This is a genomic window from Parabacteroides sp. KHUB-01, from assembly GCF_056640935.1.
In genome coordinates this window covers 3,310,493-3,330,234 of sequence record NZ_CM153256.1, presented here as the reverse complement: position 1 = coordinate 3,330,234, position 19,742 = coordinate 3,310,493, and the positions used below count along the sequence as shown (strand labels likewise).

The window sequence follows — 19,742 nt, the reverse complement described above, 5'->3', positions numbered from 1 at the left end:
TATCTATAAATTTATAATCAAATCCAATAATTACAATATATACAATAAATGTGCCAAAGATACGAAGTTCTAAGCAAATATGTGTACATTTGCGCATTTCAATTATCAAAATATGCCTAATCCATACTTTCAATTCAAACAATTCACCGTGTGGCACGATAAATGTGCCATGAAAGTCGGCACCGATGCCGTGCTTTTAGGAACATGGAGCTCGTGTAACAACGCAAAACAAATTCTTGACGTTGGTTGTGGAAGCGGTGTAATAAGCTTGATACTGGCACAGCGTTCTGATGCCCAAATCCTTGCAATTGACATTGATTCCGGTGCCGTTCAGCAAACTATCGACAATGCTGCCAAAAGTCCATTTAAGAACCGCATCTCGGCTAAACAGTGCAAACTGCAGGATTATGCCGAAATGAATGAAAATATTTGTTCCTTTGATTTGATTGTTTCAAATCCTCCATATTTTATCTCTTCGCTGAAATGTCCGGACAAACAGCGCAACACTGCCAGACATACTGACACTCTGTCTGTATACGACTTACTTAATGGCAGCAGACGATTATTATCGGACTACGGACTCCTGTCCGTCATATTACCTTATGAGCAAAGAGAATTATTGATGGAAACAGCCGAGAAAACTTTCCTCCATCTGACAAGAGAGACAAAAGTTTTCCCGACTCCAGACTCTGCACCTAAACGGATAATGGCAGAATTTTCCCTTAACAAGCCTGATGAAATAATTTCGGATAGTCTGACAATTGAAATAGAGCGCCATGTCTATACCGAGGAATACAAGAACCTCACGAAAGACTTTTATCTGAAGATGTAAGGCAAACGTCTGTCAAAGAAACGTGTAACCTCATCGAAAAGATAGCGCACTTCCTTACGCAAAGAAACTTCGGAAGGCGTAAACACCTTCAGCGCATGCGGAATAACAGATATGTCAATACGGCTGTCTGCCATAATTGGCTCTCCGTCCAAATGCATAACGCCAGGTCTTTGACGGATAATCGACACCTGCTCTGCCTTGAACGTGCGTATTTTACTGTTTCTGTCTATTTTGCGTGAGAACAATTGTATGGCAAGCGGAGCTATATCTATCGGAAGGAAAGGCGACAACACTGTTACATCCATTTTCCCATCGTTAATGTTCGCATGTGGAGCAATATAAGCATTGTTTCCATATTGCGAAGCATTGGCACAGGCAACCAGAAATGCTTTTTCCTTGATAGACTGATTGTCGATAAGCAATTCATATTGTTCCGGATGATAGCTCAAATATTCCTCAACAGTGTTCTTTATATATGTCAACGAGCCTCTGCGCTTTTCATTAGCAAATTTCTGACTGACAGCAGCATCAAACCCGACACCGCAGGTACAGAAAAACACACGGTCGTTGGCTTTGCAGCAGTCGATTGTTGTGACATGGCGTTCGCGAATCACGTCCAACGCTCTTCTGACATCCATTGATATATTCAACTCACGTGCAAGTCCATTGCCTGAACCTTTTGGTATAATACCTAAAATCGCATCGGAATGCAACATCGACCTTGCTATCTCATTAACTGTACCATCTCCGCCAACAGCTATGATGCAGGAAACTCCAGACTCAACCGCACTACGGGTCAATACACTAGCATGACCGGCATATTCAGTAAAGGAAACGGAAACTTCGTCGCCTGTCTCTTCACATAACTGCTCAATCAATTTCGGTATTTTCCTCTTTGAACCAACACCCGATATGGGATTAATAATGGCATGAACTCTCATCTCTCTATTTCTAATATTTTAGTAGCAAAAAGCTATAGCTGAAAAATATTTTCCCAATCTAAACATCCCGCAGCATAGCGCACAATAAAAGTGGAATTGATTTCCGCAACAAAATTAAATTGAAAAAAACAGCGGTGCAACTAGTTTGCCGTACATACACATACGAAATATAAATATTTAAAGATTACGAGTACATTTTTATAGCCTTTTAAGAAGATAAATATTTCCGACAACTAATTAAAAAAACAATTTTTCATCATAAAAACACTATAAAACGACAGTTCTGGCATAAAAAAGAGTGCTTTTCTGAAAGATTTAAAGCTATTTTGAATCAGCTTAATTCATTTTTTACTACTTTTGCGCCGGATTTGGACTCTGCGCTTTCATGCAGAGATTTGTTATGACCGTCAACGCACTTGTAATGAGCGGCATAACAAATCAAGAAAAAGAGAAAATAATAAACATATAGATATATATTGTTTAAATGTTTAATAACTTAGATAGATAAATCATTCTCTTTATAAATAAATATGAAACTTCTACAAGAGAAATTAGCAAAGTATGATGCGCCGCAGCGTGCAATGGCAGCGGGTATTTATCCTTACTTCCGTGAAATCCAGAGTGATCAGGATACTGAAGTAATTATCAATGGAAAGAAAGTTTTAATGTTTGGTTCAAACGCTTATCTGGGTCTGACCAATCATCCTAAAGTTAAAGAAGCAGCTATTGAAGCTATCAAGAAATATGGTACTGGTTGCGCCGGTTCACGTTTCTTGAACGGAACATTGGACTTGCATGTTCAATTGGAAAAACGCTTGGCTGAATTCGTTGGTAAAGAAGAAGCTATTGTTTATTCAACTGGTTTCCAGGTAAACCTTGGTGTAGTTTCGTGCGTTACTGGTCGTGAAGACTATATCATTTGGGACGAATTAGACCATGCTTCAATCATTGAAGGTCACCGTTTGTCTTTCTCAACTAAGTTGAAATACAAGCACAACGATATGGATTCGTTGGAAAAGCAGCTTCAGAAATGCGCTCCTGATAAAGTGAAACTTATCGTTATCGACGGCGTGTTCAGTATGGAAGGCGACGTTGCAAATCTTCCGGAAATCGTTAAGCTGGCTAAGAAATACAATGCTAGCATCATGGTTGATGAAGCTCACGGTATCGGTGTTCTTGGTAAACAAGGTCGAGGAACTTGTAACCACTTCGGATTGACAGACGATGTTGATTTGATTATGGGAACATTCAGTAAATCATTCGCTTCAATCGGAGGTTTCATTGCTTCAGATAAAGAAACAATAAACTATTTGAGACATAATTCTCGTTCTTACATTTTCAGTGCAAGTAACACTCCAGCTGCAACAGCTGCTGCAAATGCTGCATTGGACATTATGCTTAACGAGCCTGAACGTATCGAAAACTTGTGGAAACTTACTCACTATGCACTTGACGGTTTCCGCAATATGGGTTGCGAAATCGGACATACTTCAACACCTATCATCCCATTGTTCATCCGTAACAATGATTTGACATTCTTGGTTGTAAAAGAATTGTTCGAAGCAGGTATATTCGTTAATCCAGTTGTTTCTCCTGCTGTTGCGCCAGAAGATACTCTTATCCGATTCTCTTTGATGGCAACACACACTCAGCAGCAGTTGGATTATGCTCTTGAAACTATCCAGAAAGTATTCAAGAAGCACAACATCATCAAATAAGTCTATCTTATCTGATATTATATTTAAATTAAAAACCTATGTTTTACTGGATGCATTTGCATTCTTCTGTAAAACATAGGTTTTTTATATATAAAAAAACGACCATTAAAAACCTCAACATAATTTGTTTCATTCCTGAATGAAATTCACAATCCTGTTTTTCGGATTTAACGGCGACTGGTCCGACAGAACCAGATTCTTCACCATATGCAAAGTTCCCTTCTTATATTTTTGAAAATGCTCCGAAGCAATGTGCTGCTCATAAGCTGATTTGCTGGCATAGGTTTCAAGGATAGTCACATTACATGGATTTTCCTTTTCACTCACTGCATACATGGTCAGAACTCCCGGCTCAGTAAGCAAAGAAATTTCTCCAACCTCAACGGCATATTTCATATATTCCTCAATATATTCCGGGTAAACCTCAATTTTAGACAAACGGACGATTCCGTCTGCTTGCATTTTCATTTTCTCGCACATCACAGGATGATTTGTTTCTGTTGCTTTTTCTTTCGCAAAATTATTCTCAATCGGGAATTGTGTCTCACTGCCATATATTTGAGCATTCGAAGTTACAGCCAATGCACTTATCGACGAAATTTTCAAAAAGTCCCTCCTATCCATAAAGCATATTTATTTATAAATCCTGAACATAACTATTTAATCTTAAAACTAAGACTTAGTTTTTACAAATTAAGCTTTAGTTTTTAGAAACTAAGACTTAATTTATAGAAACTGAGACTCAGTTTTAAGAATATTTACTTACTTAAATATTCCAAAAACAGATATTCGCATATTTAGAAAAAATATTCTGATATTAATAACACAAAATTAGTAACCACGGACAAACTATATTGTATCAATAAACTAGATGTTTATACCTATTTTACAGATTAATCATTTTATATGAGCTTCGCTGAACTAAATTTTCAGTTAACGGGGCGACAAGAAAACAAGTCGAGGAGAGTTTTTAGATAATCAAGTGAGAAGTAATAGGTATTCAAGTCTTAAGTAAAGCATATAAAAATCCTCATAAATGCCCAGGGCAACCGCACCAAAATTCCATTCAAAATATGTTTTGCAACAGGTTTGTTAAAATAGTTCTGAAAAAAATGTGTTATTTGGGAAATAAAGCGGATATTGCGGATAGCAAAACCTTAACTATGAAAAACAACCTTAGCGATTGGATTTTTTACGTGTCGATTTTACAACCAAAGTCTTTCGACTATGATTCGTAAGATCTTATGAGAGGTCTCTTATAAAAAGAGGCCTCTTTTTTATGATTCAGATCATCCGGTCAGAACTGCAATAACTTTTTTAAATAGTTAATATCCAAAGCTGCCTTGTAAAGTCTTTTTTTAAGGCTTAACTTATCCTTTTGTTCAGAGATGATATGTAAAGCCACTTTTCTAATCACTGACAGGTTTTGTGATGAATATCCTTTCCTCGCTCTGCAATCATCCTCTTTAAAAGTAACGTCCAAATGCCAATGCAGTTGGTTCTCAATACTCCAGTGTCCTCTTATTATTTTTTGAAAGTAAGACGCACTTAATCCTTGCTCGTCACTGATATAATATCTGGTTTCAAGAGCCGTTTTCCCGTTCATCTCCCTACTTGATTCCATTTTTACAATCGTCCCTAGTCCTTTCCAAGATTGAATGGTTTCCGGAAGCAGATATTCCATGGCTGGAAGAATGCTGCATTTCCTGACTTCTATCCTTCCATGGTCTTTTTCCACAGTCGTATCCGAATCAAGGCCGCCGTGTACTTTAAAAGCACATTCAATATCCTCATATAGAGACTTCTGATTACCTTTTACCGACAATAGATAATGCCCCTTCTTTTCAAGTATCAAGTCTACAACCTCACGTTGCGTTCCCATAGCGTCTATGGATATAACTGCATCCTCAATATCTATGGCTGACAACACTTCGGGAATGGCTGTTATCTCATTGGACTTGTCTTCCACTTTTTTCTGATATATACAGAATTCGTTCTCGCTTACCCAGGCATTCAAAATGTACAGACCTTTATTCCCGCGAGAGGTCGGCGATGTCCCACTTTGCTTCTTCCCGTCTATAACAATCTGTTTTTCTGATAAATCCGACAGGATTGACTTCCCATAACTACAAAGACAATGTTCTAATTCGGTTGGGTCTATGCGTTGAAACACACGCTCAAACGTATCTTTTGAAGGTACACCGTGAGGAAGTGAAAGCATATCCTTAAGTTTTTCTCCACGTTCCAAGGTAAACAGACGCATATCCTCATAATCTGTTCCGCCTGTCAGGTAAGTACACAAACCTATCATTAATATGTCTGACAACAAATGTAGACAACGACCTGTTACACGAGGATCGGTAACTTCTGAAAAATACTTGGATGGATTCATTTCACTGCAAATTTATCATTTCTATTTCTGTTTCGGTTTGCCGCTGCAAATCTAAGGTGAGGCACAGATAAACACTTCACTGATGATTACAAATTTTGATGCGGTTGCCCTGATAAATGCCGAATCTATCAGTTTATTTCGTTATTTTTGCATTAAATGTCGATATTCGAAACTGATGTAGCGAATGACATTATCAATAATACACAAACAAAAATTGTAATGGATTTTAAACTAAATAAAGGAAGTTGCTGCATGAAGGCTAAAGGCTGCAGCAAAATACAAAACAATAAATTAAACACATACGACTGGCTTTGTGGTGTTCCGGATGCCGAAGGAGCCACAGATTTTGTGGAAGTTCAGTTTAAGAACACTCGAAAAGGTTATTATTTGAACAACACAAAAATACCTTTGGAAAAAGGAGATATAGTTGCTGTTGAAGCTTCGCCAGGTCATGATATAGGAACGGTTACGCTTACCGGAAAACTTGTTCTTCTGCAAATGAAGAAGAACAACTACAGATATGACCTTGAGCCAAAGAAGGTTTACAGAAAAGCTCGTCCAGGAGATATGGAGAAATATGAAGAGGCTAAAGCTAAAGAACATGACACTATGATTCGTTCCCGCCAGATTGCCGCAAAACTGGGACTGGACATGAAAATCGGTGATGTGGAATATCAGGGCGACGGTAATAAAGCTATCTTCTATTATATCGCAGATGAAAGGGTTGACTTCAGACAGCTGATTAAGGTGCTGGCTGAGACTTTCCGTGTGCGCATAGAAATGAAACAGATTGGTGCACGACAAGAAGCTGGAAGAATCGGAGGAATCGGTCCTTGCGGAAGAGAATTGTGCTGCTCAAGCTGGATGACTAGTTTCGTTTCAGTTGCAACAGGTGCGGCTAGATATCAGGATATATCAATGAATCCTCAAAAACTTGCCGGACAGTGCGCAAAGCTGAAATGTTGTATAAATTATGAGGTTGATGCTTACGTCGAGGCTCAGAAACGTCTTCCGTCGAGAGAAATCGTTCTTGAAACAAAAGATAACAGCTATTATCATTTCAAGACTGATATTTTCAAACGCGAAATTACTTATTCAACAGACAAGACTATTGCTGCAAATCTTGTCACCATCAATGCGTCAAGAGCTTTTGATGTGATAAATATGAATAAGAAAGGTATTAAGCCTGTTTCGCTTGAGGCTGACAACAAGACTTCTGCTCCGAAAAGAGATGCACAAGATATACTTGGGCAGGACAGCGTTACTCGTTTCGACAATAATCTGAAGAAAAAGAAGAAAAAGAAGAGCGCAAACAATGTTGCAGAAAACAACAACAAGCAGCCACAGGTGCAGCAGGCTCAGCAACCAAACACACAGCAGAATCAAAGCAAAGTGAATGAAGTTGCGGCAGAAAACAACAATTCTGCAGAAAAGCCTAATGCAAATCAAGGCAACAAGGTAAACAATACAAACAACAAAAATAAGGCGAGAAACAACAACAATCAGAACAACAACAGAAACAACAATAATCGTCCTCGCCCCAAAGCAAAAGCCAACAATGACAACAAACAACAAAACAACAACAAAGCGCCCAAGCCTTCAAATAACTCGGAAGCTTAATGTTTTAGGTTTGTCTGCAATAATATCCTTATTCTTTTCCTGCAAACAGGATTTTACCTACGAGCAATACAGAATCATAGATAAAACAATGTGGGACAAGAATAAGGAATATTATTTCACTTTCAATATTGATGACCCGTCGAAAACCTATGATGTTTCTCTGCAGATACGAAATAACAACAAATATCCTTATCAGAATATCTGGTTATTTCTGCAAGAGGAAAAGCCTATAGGTGGAATTGAGCGAGATACAATTGAATGTATGCTCGCCGATGACTTCGGGAAATGGTATGGACATGGAATTTCTTTATACGAAATGAGTTTCCCGATAAAAACGGGATATCGTTTTCCGCACAAAGGTCAATATACTTTTGCCGTAAAACAGGCAATGAGAGATTCATGCATAATCGGAATACAGGAAATAGGACTGCAGGTTCAGGAATCATCTCTCCTTCCTTGATGCATCAAGACGTATGAAAATGAAAAGGAGGATTGTGAATCCAAGCAATGAAGAACCTCCATAGCTGAAGAATGGTAGCGGGATTCCGATAACGGGCGTAAGTCCCGTTACCATTCCTATATTAATAATAAGATGAAACAGGAATATGGAAGCCACACAATAGCCATAAATCCGGCTGAAACTATTGTCCTGCCTTTCTGCCAATAAGATAAGCCTGATTATAAATATAGAAAAGACTATAAGCACAAGTGTTGCTCCGACAAAACCTTGTTCCTCACCTACGGTACAGAATATAAAATCCGTTTCCTGTTCAGGAACATATTTCAACTTGGTTTGTGTTCCATTCAAGAAACCTTTTCCCAGAAATCCGCCTGAGCCAATCGCTATCTTCGACTGGTTTACGTTGTATCCGGCTCCGCTTGGGTCATCTTCCAAACCTAACGATACTTTTATACGAATCTGTTGATGAGGTTCGAGAATATCGTTAAATACATAATCTACAGAAAAAAGGAAACCTAATGATATTATAGAGAACAATGCTATCATTACATAATTCCATACCCAATGATATATGGAAAGATATACGAGATAGATTATGGAAAGAATGATTAGAGCTATAGTTATATGAGCAAAATTTACCGGGATAAAAAATGATACTATATAACTAACAAACAATGAAGAAGCTGAAACATAGGAAACGATGCGCAATGCCAGCTTGTTCTTGCTTTCAACATATATCAATCCGATTGATATTGCCAATATCATCAGCGATACGATAAATTCTCCCAAAGGTGTCATTCCCAGCATAACTCCGGAATATTTCATACCGGTGACAAAGAACACCACAGCACATATTCCAGCAAGCAGAAAATAGCCAGACATTCCTTCACGATAAAGCATAAGGAAGAAAGCAAAGTAAACCAAGGCTGAGCCAGTTTCCTTTTGCAGCAGAATACATATCATTGGAAGAAATATCAGTCCAAGAACCTTGAAGAAGTTCGTTGGCTTAGTAAGTTTAAACCCATATTGACTCATTACATGCGAGACCATCAATGCCGTCGAGAACTTGGCAAATTCAGCGGGCTGAAGTCTTATCGGACCAAGAACCAGCCATGAATGTGAACCTTTGACATCGGGCGCAATAAATATAGTCACAACAAGAAGAACAATTGTCGCTACATATATTATATTGGCAAACATGTCAAACAAATCACTTTCGAGCATCAGGATTACGAAAATAACAAAAGAAGATATTCCAATCCATTGCAACTGAGTCATTGGTCTTCCTGAAGGTTCAAATAATTTTGCCATATCAAATTCATAACTAGCACCACATATGCTGAACCATCCGGCAACAATCATAAGCACATAAAGCAATATTATCACCCAGTCAACAGACTTCAATATATTATTTTTATAAATCATATACGGATAAAACAGTTTCGCTAATAAAAGTATGTACTATTCCGGCAAAATAACAGAATTAACAATATATTCCTCAATAGATTCACTTTCGGGCAATATATTTCCTCTTAGATATTTTTCTATCATCAGTCTGCCGATTGGAACTGCATAAGTTGCACCAAAACCGGCATTCTCAACAAACACGGCTATGGCAACTTTAGGTTCCTTGTATGGAGCATATCCCATGAAAATAGAATGGTCTTTTCCATGAGGATTCTCTGCAGTTCCCGTTTTTCCACAAACCTCAATGTCCGGCAAATTTGCCCCTCTACAAGTTGCTCCATAATCAGAACCGGCAACGGCGCCACGCATTCCTTGAGCTATATAAGAATAATATTTGGTATCAACTCCAGTATATCGTTTTTCTGTATATATGCTATCCAAAGATGAGCCTTGGATATCTTTCACCACATGAGGAGTAATAAAATATCCTTGATTTGCTACTGTTGCCGCAAGATTACATATCTGCAAAGGAGTGGCAAGGATTTCTCCCTGTCCGATAGCAATTGAAATGATTGTACTGGAATTCCAACGGCCTCGATATATTTTGTCATATACTTTGCTATTTGGAATATAACCTCGTTTCTCACCAGGTAAATCTATTCCTAATTTATAACCATATCCCATGGAAACCATATAATCTTTCCATACATCAAATGCTTCTTGGACGGATTTGTAGTATTTTCTGTCATCAAGCATATAATGTAATCCCCAAGGGAAAAAAGAGTTACATGATGTAGATATAGCGCCAGTCAAGTTAATTGGAGAAGGATGTCCGTGGCAAGCTGGTTTTCCACCTCTAAATGTATATCCATGAGCGCATGTAAAACGTGTTTCGGGAGTAATAACTCCTTCCTGAAGGAAGATAAGTCCCTGCGTTGGTTTGAATGTTGAGCCCGGAGGATATTGCGCCATCAACGGTCGGTTGAACAAAGGCTTCAGAGGATCTTTCTCAAGTTCGCTGTGGTGTTTACCTCGTAATCTTCCCACAAGCAAATTAGGGTCGAATGTTGGTGATGAAACCATACACAGGACTTCACCAGTTGACGGTTCAATCATAACTATTCCGCCCAATTTGTTTTGCATGAGTTTCTCACCATAAGCCTGCAAATCCATATCAATTGACAGAGTAAGATTCTTGCCGGAAATTGGCGGCAAATCATGTTTTCCTTCTTCATATTTACCTTTAATACGGCCATGAGCATCACGAAGAAGAATTTCCATACCCTTGATTCCTCGTAATTCCTTTTCATAAGATTTCTCTATTCCGGAACGTCCGGAATAATCTCCACGAACATAATAGTCATCCGCTTTCAAATCGCTTACACTTACTTCACCCAAATCGCCAAGCAACAATGCACCATTTGGATAATTGTATTCGCGGATAGTTCTGTTTTGTATATAAAATCCGGGGAATTTATATAGTTTTTCCTGCAAAACTCCACATTCCTGAGCTGAAAGTTGAGATATAAATACTTGAGGGACGTAGGATGAATATCCAGGATTAAGCCTTTTGTTTTTCACATCCTTTATTCTGTTAAGGAACTGATCTTTGGTTATACCAACGATATTACAGAAGTCCAAAGTATCAAACTCCTGAACTTCGCGCATTATTATCATAACATCATATGTAGGCTGATTATAAACAAGAAGTTTGCCGTTACGGTCATAAATTATTCCTCTGGCAGGATAAATTGTCCGTTTCAAAAAAGCATTACTATCAGCCCAAGCCTTATAATCATTATTTAATATTTGAAGTGAAAATAAACGGATTATAAAGATCAATAATACAAGAAGTACTGATGCTATCAGAACATACTTCCTGTTCTCAAGTTCATATTTATTATTTGCCTCCAATTTCCCGAACAACGATATTGAACGATTCTACTATAAAAATAAGAAGAGAAGTCAAAACAACACTTGCTGATATTCTTAAAACCATAAACAATGGGTCATAAAAACTTAATGACTCTACTAAAAACAAAGTTATATGATGTAATAATACAAAAAACAAAACATATCTGAAAAATGAAGAATAACCAAAAGTATTGAAAGAAGGATAACTACCTTCAACCTGATCTTTGCCTATCAGAAAATTTATCAACGGAGCCCTGCATAATGCAGCAAATGTGCAGGCTGAGGCATGCATTCCGGCTGTATTGGAAAACATATCCATAGTTAGTCCTATAAAAAAAGCTAATAGCAATATCAAGCTTCTGGACATTCCTACCGGCATTTTCAATATTATATACAAATATAGAAATGGCGTTGCAATACGAAGAAAGTGAATATTATTCAACACAGCAATCTGTATGAACAAAAACACTATAAAATAAATCAGACCTCTTATGATATTATTAATCATTGCTATTCACCTCCTTCTCCAAAGTTTTCTGTTCAGACTGATTAAAGTTTCTGATAACCCTAACATTATGTAAAGATGTAAAATCTGTAGCTAATTTTATATCCAATGCGTAGAAGTTATCATCATGCTGTTTCTTGTAATCATATATTGTTCCAACAATTATTCCTGCAGGGAAAATGGCAGAATAACCACTAGTCACTATTGTATCTCCCTTTTCAAACTCGACATGACGGGGCATTTCTTCCAATGTTGCGGTTGTTGCATCTCTACCGTTCCAACTTAATGTTCCGAAATAATTACTTCCAAGAACTTTACAGCTAAGACGTGATTTGGGATTAAGCAAAGGTATCACAACTGAATATTTATCGGAAGCCGAAACAACTATACCAACAACGCCATTATCTGAAACAACTCCCATATCAGGCATAACTCCATCTGATTTTCCTTTATTCAACGTTATGTAATTGGAAAGATGCGACACGCTGTTACTAACAACTTCTGCCACTACAAAATCATATTTGAAATCCGGAATTAAGGAATCCTTAACATATCCTTTGAATAAAGCTGTATCAGACATCATAACTTCTATCTGATCCTGTAAACGGAGTATTTCCATTTCCAGATAGCCGTTTTTCTCCAAAAGAGCCTTATTCTCTTCCTTTAAATTAAGATATGAAACAAATGAATATGACAAAGAAGACAGATAACCAGTAATGTAATTAGCAGAACTCAACATCACATTTCTCTGATAATTATTATTGCGATAAACAAATACCAAAGAAATTATTTCCAGCAATACAAAAAGAAACCAATGCCTTTTATTCAACAAGAAGTCTAAGAGCTTGCGCATATTTCAGGAATAATATAAATCTGAGAGTATAATCAATCATACATATATGCAAACACGAATGACGCAGAGCACATCGGACATAAAATTTCTCCGTGCAATCTACGTCATACGCTTTGCTTTTATTATGTACTAAAAACAACAGCAGTTCTTATCTTGCTCTTAACGGATAAGGAAATTAAATTTATCAATATTCTTAAGAGCAACACCTGTACCTCGGGCAACTGCATGCAAAGGATCTTCTGATACATGGAATGCGATATTCATCTTATCAGATAATCTTTTATCCAAGCCTCTCATTAATGCTCCACCGCCTGTCAGATAGATACCGTTACGCACAATATCAGCATACAATTCCGGAGGAGTCTGTTCCAAAGCACTTAGAATTGCAGCCTCCATCTTTGATATAGTACGGTCAAGACAATGAGCAATTTCCTGATATGATACCGGAACTTCCATAGGCAGAGCTGTCATCTGGTTTGGACCATGCACCACATAATCAGCTGGAGGATTATCTAATGTTGTCAGAGCAGAACCAACATTAATCTTAATTTGCTCAGCAGTTCTTTCTCCAACTTTTACATTATGCTGACGACGCATATAATCCATAATATCAGCTGTCAGGTCATCACCTGCAATACGTATAGATTTATTAGAAACAATGCCGCCCAATGAAATAACAGCAATTTCTGTTGTACCGCCACCTATATCAACAATCATGTTTCCTTCAGGAGCCTGTACATCTATACCTATACCTAAAGCAGCTGCCATAGGTTCAAATATCATATACACATCACGTCCACCTGCATGTTCGGCAGAATCACGCACGGCACGAATCTCTACTTCTGTACTACCAGAAGGTATTCCAATAACCATACGCAAAGAAGGCGTAAACCAACGGCTCTTCGAACTAGCCATTTTAATCAATCCACGCATCATCTGCTCTGCTGCATAGAAGTCTGCAATAACTCCTTCACGCAACGGACGCACGGTACGGATATTTTCATGAGCCTTTCCATGCATTTCACGAGCCTTCTGACCTACAGCCAGAACTTTGTCGGTTCGTCTATCCAAAGCGACCATGGAAGGTTCGTCAACTACCATTTTACCATTGCATATTACAATGGTATTGGCAGTTCCCAAATCCATAGCCACTTCTTGTGTAAAAGAAAATAATCCCATTTTAAAACGTTAGATTTTAATGTTTAAAGTGACGAACACCTGTCTTCACCATTGCAATATTATGTTCATTGCAATAAGCAATAGACAAATCATCTTTGATTGAACCACCAGGCTGAATAACTGCAGTAATTCCAGCTTTGTCAGCAATTTCAACACAGTCAGGGAATGGGAAGAATGCATCTGAAGCCATTACAGCACCATTCAAATCGAAATTAAATGACTTAGCCTTTTCTATAGCCTGTTTCAAAGAATCAACACGAGAAGTTTGTCCAATACCGCTTGCACAAAGCTGCTTGTTTTTAACCAATGTTATTGCATTTGACTTGCTGTTCTTAACAATCTTATTAGCAAACAACAAATCTTCAATTTCTGAAGCTGTTGGCTGTTTTTCAGTCATTGGGACCAAGTCAGATTCTTTCTGAATACTCAAGTCTTTTTCCTGAAGCAACACACCATTCAAAAGAGAACGGAACTGCATTGGACAAGTCTTACATTCCTTACGGATTAAAATTATTCTGTTCTTTTTCTGCTGCAATACTTCCAAAGCTTCTGCATCATAAGAAGGAGCAATTACAACTTCAAAGAAAATCTTGTTTATTTCTTCAGCAGTTTCTTTATCAATTGTTGTATTTGTAATCAAAATTCCACCAAAAGCAGAAAGAGGATCACAAGCCAAAGCATCTTTCCAAGCTTCCAATACAGTTGGACGAGATGCGATTCCACAAGCATTATTATGTTTCAAAACCGCAAATGTCAATTCGTCAAATTCATCAATCAAATTAACAGCAGCATCTATATCAAGCAAATTGTTGTATGAAATTTCTTTACCATGCAACTGTTCAAACATATCATTGAATTTGCCATAGAACTTAGCTGACTGATGAGGATTTTCACCATAACGCAAGTGCATAGGAGTATCAACTGTTGCACGGAAATATGAACCTTCGCGTGCGTCAAAATAGTTGAATATTGCAGAATCATAACCTGAAGATACAGCAAATGCTTCTTTTGCAAACCATTTACGATCTTCCAAAGTTGTTTCTGCTCCTTTTTCATTCAACAGATTCAACAGAGGCTGATATTGGTTCTTTGATGCTACAATAACAACATCCTTGAAGTTTTTGGCAGCACCACGAATAAGAGAAATACCACCTATATCTATCTTTTCAATAATTGCCTGCTCTTCCGCTCCAGAAGCAACAGTTTCTTCGAACGGATACAAATCAACGATTACCAAGTCAATTTCAGGAATCTCATATTGAGCCAACTGCTGACGGTCTCCTTCGTTTTCACGACGGGCAAGAATACCTCCAAATACTTTTGGATGCAAAGTCTTTACTCGTCCTCCCAAAATTGAAGGATAACCTGTCAAATCTTCCACCGCATCACAAGGAATACCCAAAGACTCGATAAAAGTCTGAGTTCCGCCTGTTGAAACAAAAGTAACACCCTCATTATGAAGTTTTCTCAATATCTCATCTAAACCATCTTTGTGGTACACTGAAACCAATGCACGCTTAATTCGTTTCGTTGCAGTCATTTTATCCGTATTTTATTAGTTTTTAAAGTGCAAAATTAATGATTATTTCAATTAAACCTCTTAATATTTACCGTAAAAGCACTTTTTAACAACAATAATATTTTATTCAGCCTTTACTTTATTTTTCCAGACAGTTGTCAAATCGCTTATGGAAGCATGGCGCTCGTCCAAATCATCAATCATAGCTCTAGCTTCTTTTGCAGTAAGCAATCCTTCATTCTGAAAACTTTCTATCTGGCGATGTTCATTTGCAAGCAACATACGAATTGATTTTCTTGTCACTCCGCATCTGAACGAAACAGGATAGTTCGTTGACAAATAATCCATAATCTCAGTAATCTTAAGAAGATTAGAATTAATTTCATCTTTTAAAACGACCAACTGTTCTTTCTCCTGATCCATCAGGACATCTGAATTCTCAAATTCTTTTATAAGCTCTATAGATTTTTTCTGGACTATTACAAAACCTCGAGCCAAATCATAACCCGTAACTACCCAGTCATGAAAATATACATCAAGCCATTTTCTAGCAATTGGCAGTTTCTTAATTAAACGAATATAAAAGCTATTATCATAGTATTCAAAAATTCGTTTTCTATATGAAAGAGGCAACCTTCCACTGTGATCATACAACTCATCTATCGAAGCTGTAAGACAGCGCAAAGTCACAAACGAAACTATACCTTCATCATACATATTCCAGCACAAAGCTCTTTCTTTATTCAGAACTCGCAAACGTATATCAGCCAACATATCTTCCGGCTTGAAACTTACATCTGGTGCTTTATCTTTCTTAGGCATAAAACTTTCAACTAGTTTCCAGTCTGAAATCTCCAACGCTTCACGCTTCTTTAACGATTCCAAATACTTTTCGCTGTTATCAGCCAAACTCTGTTTGATAGTATAATCTAACAACATTTTTGCTGAAGGAATCCTAGTCAAGCCTAGTTTAAGCAAAAGCCATCGCATTGTTGTTGCATTGATTGTAAGAGTAAGAGTTACTATACCAGCAGTAAAGAACAATATCTGGCGACGTATTTCTTCCGGAATGGCAGGTGTATAAGAAACCATAAGAGCTAATGTCATACACAATGCACCACGAAGACCACCCCAAACTAAAATAACCGATTCACGCATAGTCAAGCCATAACCGCATTTCTTCATAATAGGATAAAGCAAAAGAACCATAGCTGCACGGGCCAAATTAACACCAACATATACAGCTATCAGCAACAACACATTTGTCCATGTAACATCTACTTTCAATGCGATAACCACACCTACTATAATAAATATTAAGGTATTAGCCATATAAGCAGCCAATTCCCAGAAGGACTGCATAAATCTGTGAACCTCCGGCTTAAGCTGAGGTCGGCCAACATATGATATAGTAAGACCAAAAGCAACCAAAGCAATAACTCCGGAAACATTCAAGAAACTCTGTGCCACTATAAAAGTTATATAAGCTCCAACTATTATAGCACTATTCTGAACAGATTCGTCTCCTCCAACCTGACCAAGTGACCAAATCGTAAATCTTGCCAAAGCCCATCCAAGAACTGTTCCACCAACAACCACTATCAAAATACGCATCAGCGGCGAAGATGTGTCACCACCCATTGCAGTGTATGCACTGAAGAACAACATAAACAGAACAATACCAGTTCCATCATTAAGCATTGACTCTGCATCTACCAATGTTGAGAATCGCTTACTGGTTCCCAATTCCTTCAATAAAGCAACTACTGCCACAGGGTCGGTTGCACCAATTAAAGCTCCAAACATCAGAGCATAATTCCAATTCCATTCTTTACACTCCGGAACAAACATTGCCAAACCCATAACAAAAGCAGCCATGATAAACATTGATATGGCTATACCCGGACCGGCTAGCAAAGTTGAATTAAACAACGACTTCTTAAACACATGTAAATCCAGCTCATACGCTCCATCAAAAATCAGAACAGGAAGAAATAGATAAAGAATCATGTCCGGATTTAAATTTCCTGCAAAATCAATAGCAGACTTAAACATTTCATAGTCTGATAAAATACCAAATCGATCCAGCAAACCTAAAAGAATACCCACACAAAACAAAACAACAGTATAGGGCAAACTAGATTTCTTCAACAATGATTTCAGTACTGCACCCGCAACCAAACCTAAAACAACAAAAAATAAAGGCGCCAATAAATAATCTGTTTCCATACGCTAAGTAAATAATACTATATTCGTTTAATACTTTGTTTTTACAGTACTAGCCTATAGGCTTCACCGACCTTTGTTTTATATATGTAAAAGCAGCACCAATTGCTGTTCTATATTCTGCATATTCAGGTATATGAAAATTGACTCCATACATATCACCTATAGACTGAAAAACCGGTTTGCATTGAGGCAATTGAGTAAGGTTTCCAATAAGGACAAAATCTTTAATGCTTGTATTCAAAGCTGCCAATATAGCTGCCTGACCTATTGATTGCATAACCATATGGAACAATCCACACGCTACATCTTCCGGCTGGGCATTATTGTCAACTTTTCCAAACAAAGAAGCCGTAGCATCCAAAGGCAATCCCGGCAAAGATGTTTTACATATATCCTGTATCTGAAGATCTATATTATTAATGTTTCCTTTCATTGCCAGTTCGGAAACCCAAAGTATATCATGCGATTGAAGAAGAAGAGTTGACAGACCTATCAAAGTTCCTCCGCCAATTCCTATTCCTCCTATATGCTGGATATCATCGCCTTCAACCTGGACGAATGAAGTTCCAGTTCCCATACTTACAACTATTAGCTTTTCCAAATCTGTCACATACTGAGCACCTAATCCGTTTGCTATAAATTCATCGGTACAAGCTGTAGGCAAACCGTACAAAGGCTGTTTTATATAAGAACTGCCAACCCCTGTCAATACAACCTGTTCTATTTCAGACAAGGATATGGAATTATCATAAATATACTTACCAAAAGCTCCAAACAACGATGTAACCGGGTCGTTAGCCTTGACAAACATCGGATACTTAACTTTATTACCTTCTATTCCCACTATTTTGGTAGTACTACCTCCTACATCAATACCTATTATCATAGTTCTATCGTTATTTGTTGAATATCGCAAAAATAATAATTACATAATAAAAAATCAACCTATTTTAAGAAACAGAAATTTACTAAAAGATTCGACATCGGAAAAAAGCCAGAATATATGCAGAAGTGTTTCCCAAAAATTCCGAATATATTTTTTGCAGGTCCGAACCCGCGAAAGAATATATATTGCCCCACGGCAGAATATATACTGATGTATTTTGGAATGGGGTCGGATATATTGGGGGAGAGTAATATAACTCCTGTACCACTAAAGTTATGGCACCAGCAAAACTTAAAGTTTATAATAAAAAAAGTGCACCAGAATAATACTTAAAACAACAGTATATTCTGATGCACCTTTAATATTTTAATTCAAAGATTATTTCACATAATCAGCTTTGTTCAAATAATCGAAGCTCTGTTTTACACTTTCCTGAGGATTGTTGTTAGTGTACTGTTCTACTTCAACATACCAGTCTTTGATGTTATTTGCATACATCTGGTCGAAGATTGGCTGGAAGTTCATCTTACCGCTTGCACCGATTTCTTTATCATCTTTAATATGGATAGCCTTAAACTGTGATGGACGGTTCTTCAAATAAGCAACTGGATCACCACCACCGCGAGTTACCCAATATACGTCCATTTCAAAGAATACGTGATTCTGGCTTACGTTATCCAACAAGAAGTCATAAATCAACTGATCATCAATCTTGCGGAATTCGAAATCGTGGTTGTGATATCCGAATGCGATGCTTGCTGCAGCTGTCTTGTAACCAACTGTATTGAAATAGTCGCAATACATCTTCAAGTCATCGATAGTAGTCTTATCGTTAACTGGCATCCATGGCTGAACCATATATTTAACGCCTAATTCGTTATGAGCTTCGATAGCTTTATCCCACCAAGCCATAACTTCAGCTTCTGTTTCTTTTGTAAATGCCTGACCTAGGTGAGCGCTTGTACATTTCATACCAAGGTCATTAACAATTTTCTTAAATTCAGCAGGAGCTAAACCATAAATTTTACCGTTATCGTAACCGGCAGTTTCAAGGTTTTTGTAGCCCATCTTTGCAACAGCTTCCAAAGTTTTCTGGATACCTTCTTCTTTAACCATGTCTCTCAAAGAGTACAACTGAAGACCGATATTTTTAGCTGTAGCTTCTGCTGCTTCTGTTGAAGCAGTTTTACCACCACATGAAGTCAACAACTGAGGTGCAACCAAACCTCCTGCGAGCAATAAAGATGCTCTCTTTAAGAATTCTCTTCTGTTCTGCATAGCATTAAA

At 37.6% G+C, this 19,742-nt stretch carries 16 protein-coding genes; 4 read left to right on the top strand and 12 right to left on the bottom strand.

Going from position 1 to position 19,742, the window contains the following annotated elements:
• Positions 1-112: 112 nt before the first annotated feature.
• Positions 113-832, top strand: coding sequence for a tRNA1(Val) (adenine(37)-N6)-methyltransferase (locus ACYIAR_RS14035; RefSeq protein ID WP_480330408.1), 720 nt, complete (start codon positions 113-115; stop codon positions 830-832).
• Here the strand turns inward: ACYIAR_RS14035 and ACYIAR_RS14030 are convergent.
• Entirely contained in the window at positions 817-1,773 is a 957-nt protein-coding gene (locus tag ACYIAR_RS14030) for a diacylglycerol/lipid kinase family protein (RefSeq protein WP_480330406.1), read from the bottom strand. The genes ACYIAR_RS14035 and ACYIAR_RS14030 overlap by 16 nt on opposite strands.
• 530 nt (positions 1,774-2,303) lie before the next feature.
• Here ACYIAR_RS14030 and spt point away from each other — a divergent pair.
• Positions 2,304-3,491: a serine palmitoyltransferase gene (gene spt, locus ACYIAR_RS14025; RefSeq protein ID WP_480330404.1), complete on the top strand. Its 1,188-nt coding sequence runs from the start codon at positions 2,304-2,306 to the stop codon at positions 3,489-3,491.
• Positions 3,492-3,620: 129 nt separating this feature from the next.
• Here the strand turns inward: spt and ACYIAR_RS14020 are convergent, their stop codons facing one another.
• Both ACYIAR_RS14020 and ACYIAR_RS14015 read right to left on the bottom strand, forming a co-directional pair.
• Complete coding sequence (locus ACYIAR_RS14020) at positions 3,621-4,115, bottom strand: putative quinol monooxygenase (protein ID WP_480330403.1); 495 nt, start codon at positions 4,113-4,115, stop codon at positions 3,621-3,623.
• Between the two features lie 673 nt (positions 4,116-4,788).
• The gene (locus tag ACYIAR_RS14015; RefSeq protein WP_480329149.1) at positions 4,789-5,883 is read right to left on the bottom strand and encodes an ISAs1 family transposase; all 1,095 of its coding nucleotides are present in this window, start codon (positions 5,881-5,883) and stop codon (positions 4,789-4,791) included.
• 219 nt (positions 5,884-6,102) lie between these two features.
• Here ACYIAR_RS14015 and ACYIAR_RS14010 point away from each other — a divergent pair, with 219 nt between their 5' ends.
• Together ACYIAR_RS14010 and ACYIAR_RS14005 are read left to right on the top strand one after the other, a co-directional pair.
• The gene (locus ACYIAR_RS14010) at positions 6,103-7,503 is read left to right on the top strand and encodes a PSP1 domain-containing protein (protein ID WP_480330402.1); all 1,401 of its coding nucleotides are present in this window, start codon (positions 6,103-6,105) and stop codon (positions 7,501-7,503) included.
• On the top strand, positions 7,442-7,963 hold the full coding sequence (locus tag ACYIAR_RS14005) for a gliding motility lipoprotein GldH (RefSeq protein WP_480330400.1): 522 nt from the start codon (positions 7,442-7,444) through the stop codon (positions 7,961-7,963). The genes ACYIAR_RS14010 and ACYIAR_RS14005 overlap by 62 nt, the downstream gene beginning before the upstream one ends.
• Here the strand turns inward: ACYIAR_RS14005 and rodA are convergent.
• The 9 genes from rodA to ACYIAR_RS13960 form a co-directional block, all read right to left on the bottom strand.
• On the bottom strand, positions 7,946-9,388 hold the full coding sequence (gene rodA, locus ACYIAR_RS14000; RefSeq protein ID WP_480330398.1) for a rod shape-determining protein RodA: 1,443 nt from the start codon (positions 9,386-9,388) through the stop codon (positions 7,946-7,948). The genes ACYIAR_RS14005 and rodA overlap by 18 nt on opposite strands.
• A gap of 36 nt (positions 9,389-9,424) precedes the next feature.
• A complete protein-coding gene (mrdA, locus tag ACYIAR_RS13995; RefSeq protein WP_480330396.1) occupies positions 9,425-11,284 on the bottom strand; it encodes a penicillin-binding protein 2 in 1,860 nt (619 codons plus the stop codon).
• The gene (gene mreD / locus ACYIAR_RS13990; protein WP_480330394.1) at positions 11,271-11,792 is read right to left on the bottom strand and encodes a rod shape-determining protein MreD; all 522 of its coding nucleotides are present in this window, start codon (positions 11,790-11,792) and stop codon (positions 11,271-11,273) included. Before mreD ends, mrdA begins: the two co-directional genes overlap by 14 nt.
• Positions 11,785-12,642: a rod shape-determining protein MreC gene (mreC, locus tag ACYIAR_RS13985; RefSeq protein WP_480330392.1), complete on the bottom strand. Its 858-nt coding sequence runs from the start codon at positions 12,640-12,642 to the stop codon at positions 11,785-11,787. The genes mreD and mreC overlap by 8 nt, the downstream gene beginning before the upstream one ends.
• Before the next feature lie 159 nt (positions 12,643-12,801).
• Positions 12,802-13,821: a rod shape-determining protein gene (locus tag ACYIAR_RS13980; protein ID WP_480330390.1), complete on the bottom strand. Its 1,020-nt coding sequence runs from the start codon at positions 13,819-13,821 to the stop codon at positions 12,802-12,804.
• A gap of 16 nt (positions 13,822-13,837) precedes the next feature.
• The gene (purH, locus tag ACYIAR_RS13975) at positions 13,838-15,361 is read right to left on the bottom strand and encodes a bifunctional phosphoribosylaminoimidazolecarboxamide formyltransferase/IMP cyclohydrolase (RefSeq protein ID WP_480330388.1); all 1,524 of its coding nucleotides are present in this window, start codon (positions 15,359-15,361) and stop codon (positions 13,838-13,840) included.
• Between the two features lie 102 nt (positions 15,362-15,463).
• A complete protein-coding gene (locus ACYIAR_RS13970) occupies positions 15,464-17,569 on the bottom strand; it encodes a cation:proton antiporter (protein WP_480330386.1) in 2,106 nt (701 codons plus the stop codon).
• A gap of 49 nt (positions 17,570-17,618) precedes the next feature.
• On the bottom strand, positions 17,619-18,455 hold the full coding sequence (gene coaW, locus ACYIAR_RS13965; protein ID WP_480330384.1) for a type II pantothenate kinase: 837 nt from the start codon (positions 18,453-18,455) through the stop codon (positions 17,619-17,621).
• Positions 18,456-18,833: 378 nt separating this feature from the next.
• A complete protein-coding gene (locus ACYIAR_RS13960) occupies positions 18,834-19,733 on the bottom strand; it encodes a sugar phosphate isomerase/epimerase family protein (RefSeq protein WP_480330382.1) in 900 nt (299 codons plus the stop codon).
• Positions 19,734-19,742 lie beyond the last annotated feature (9 nt).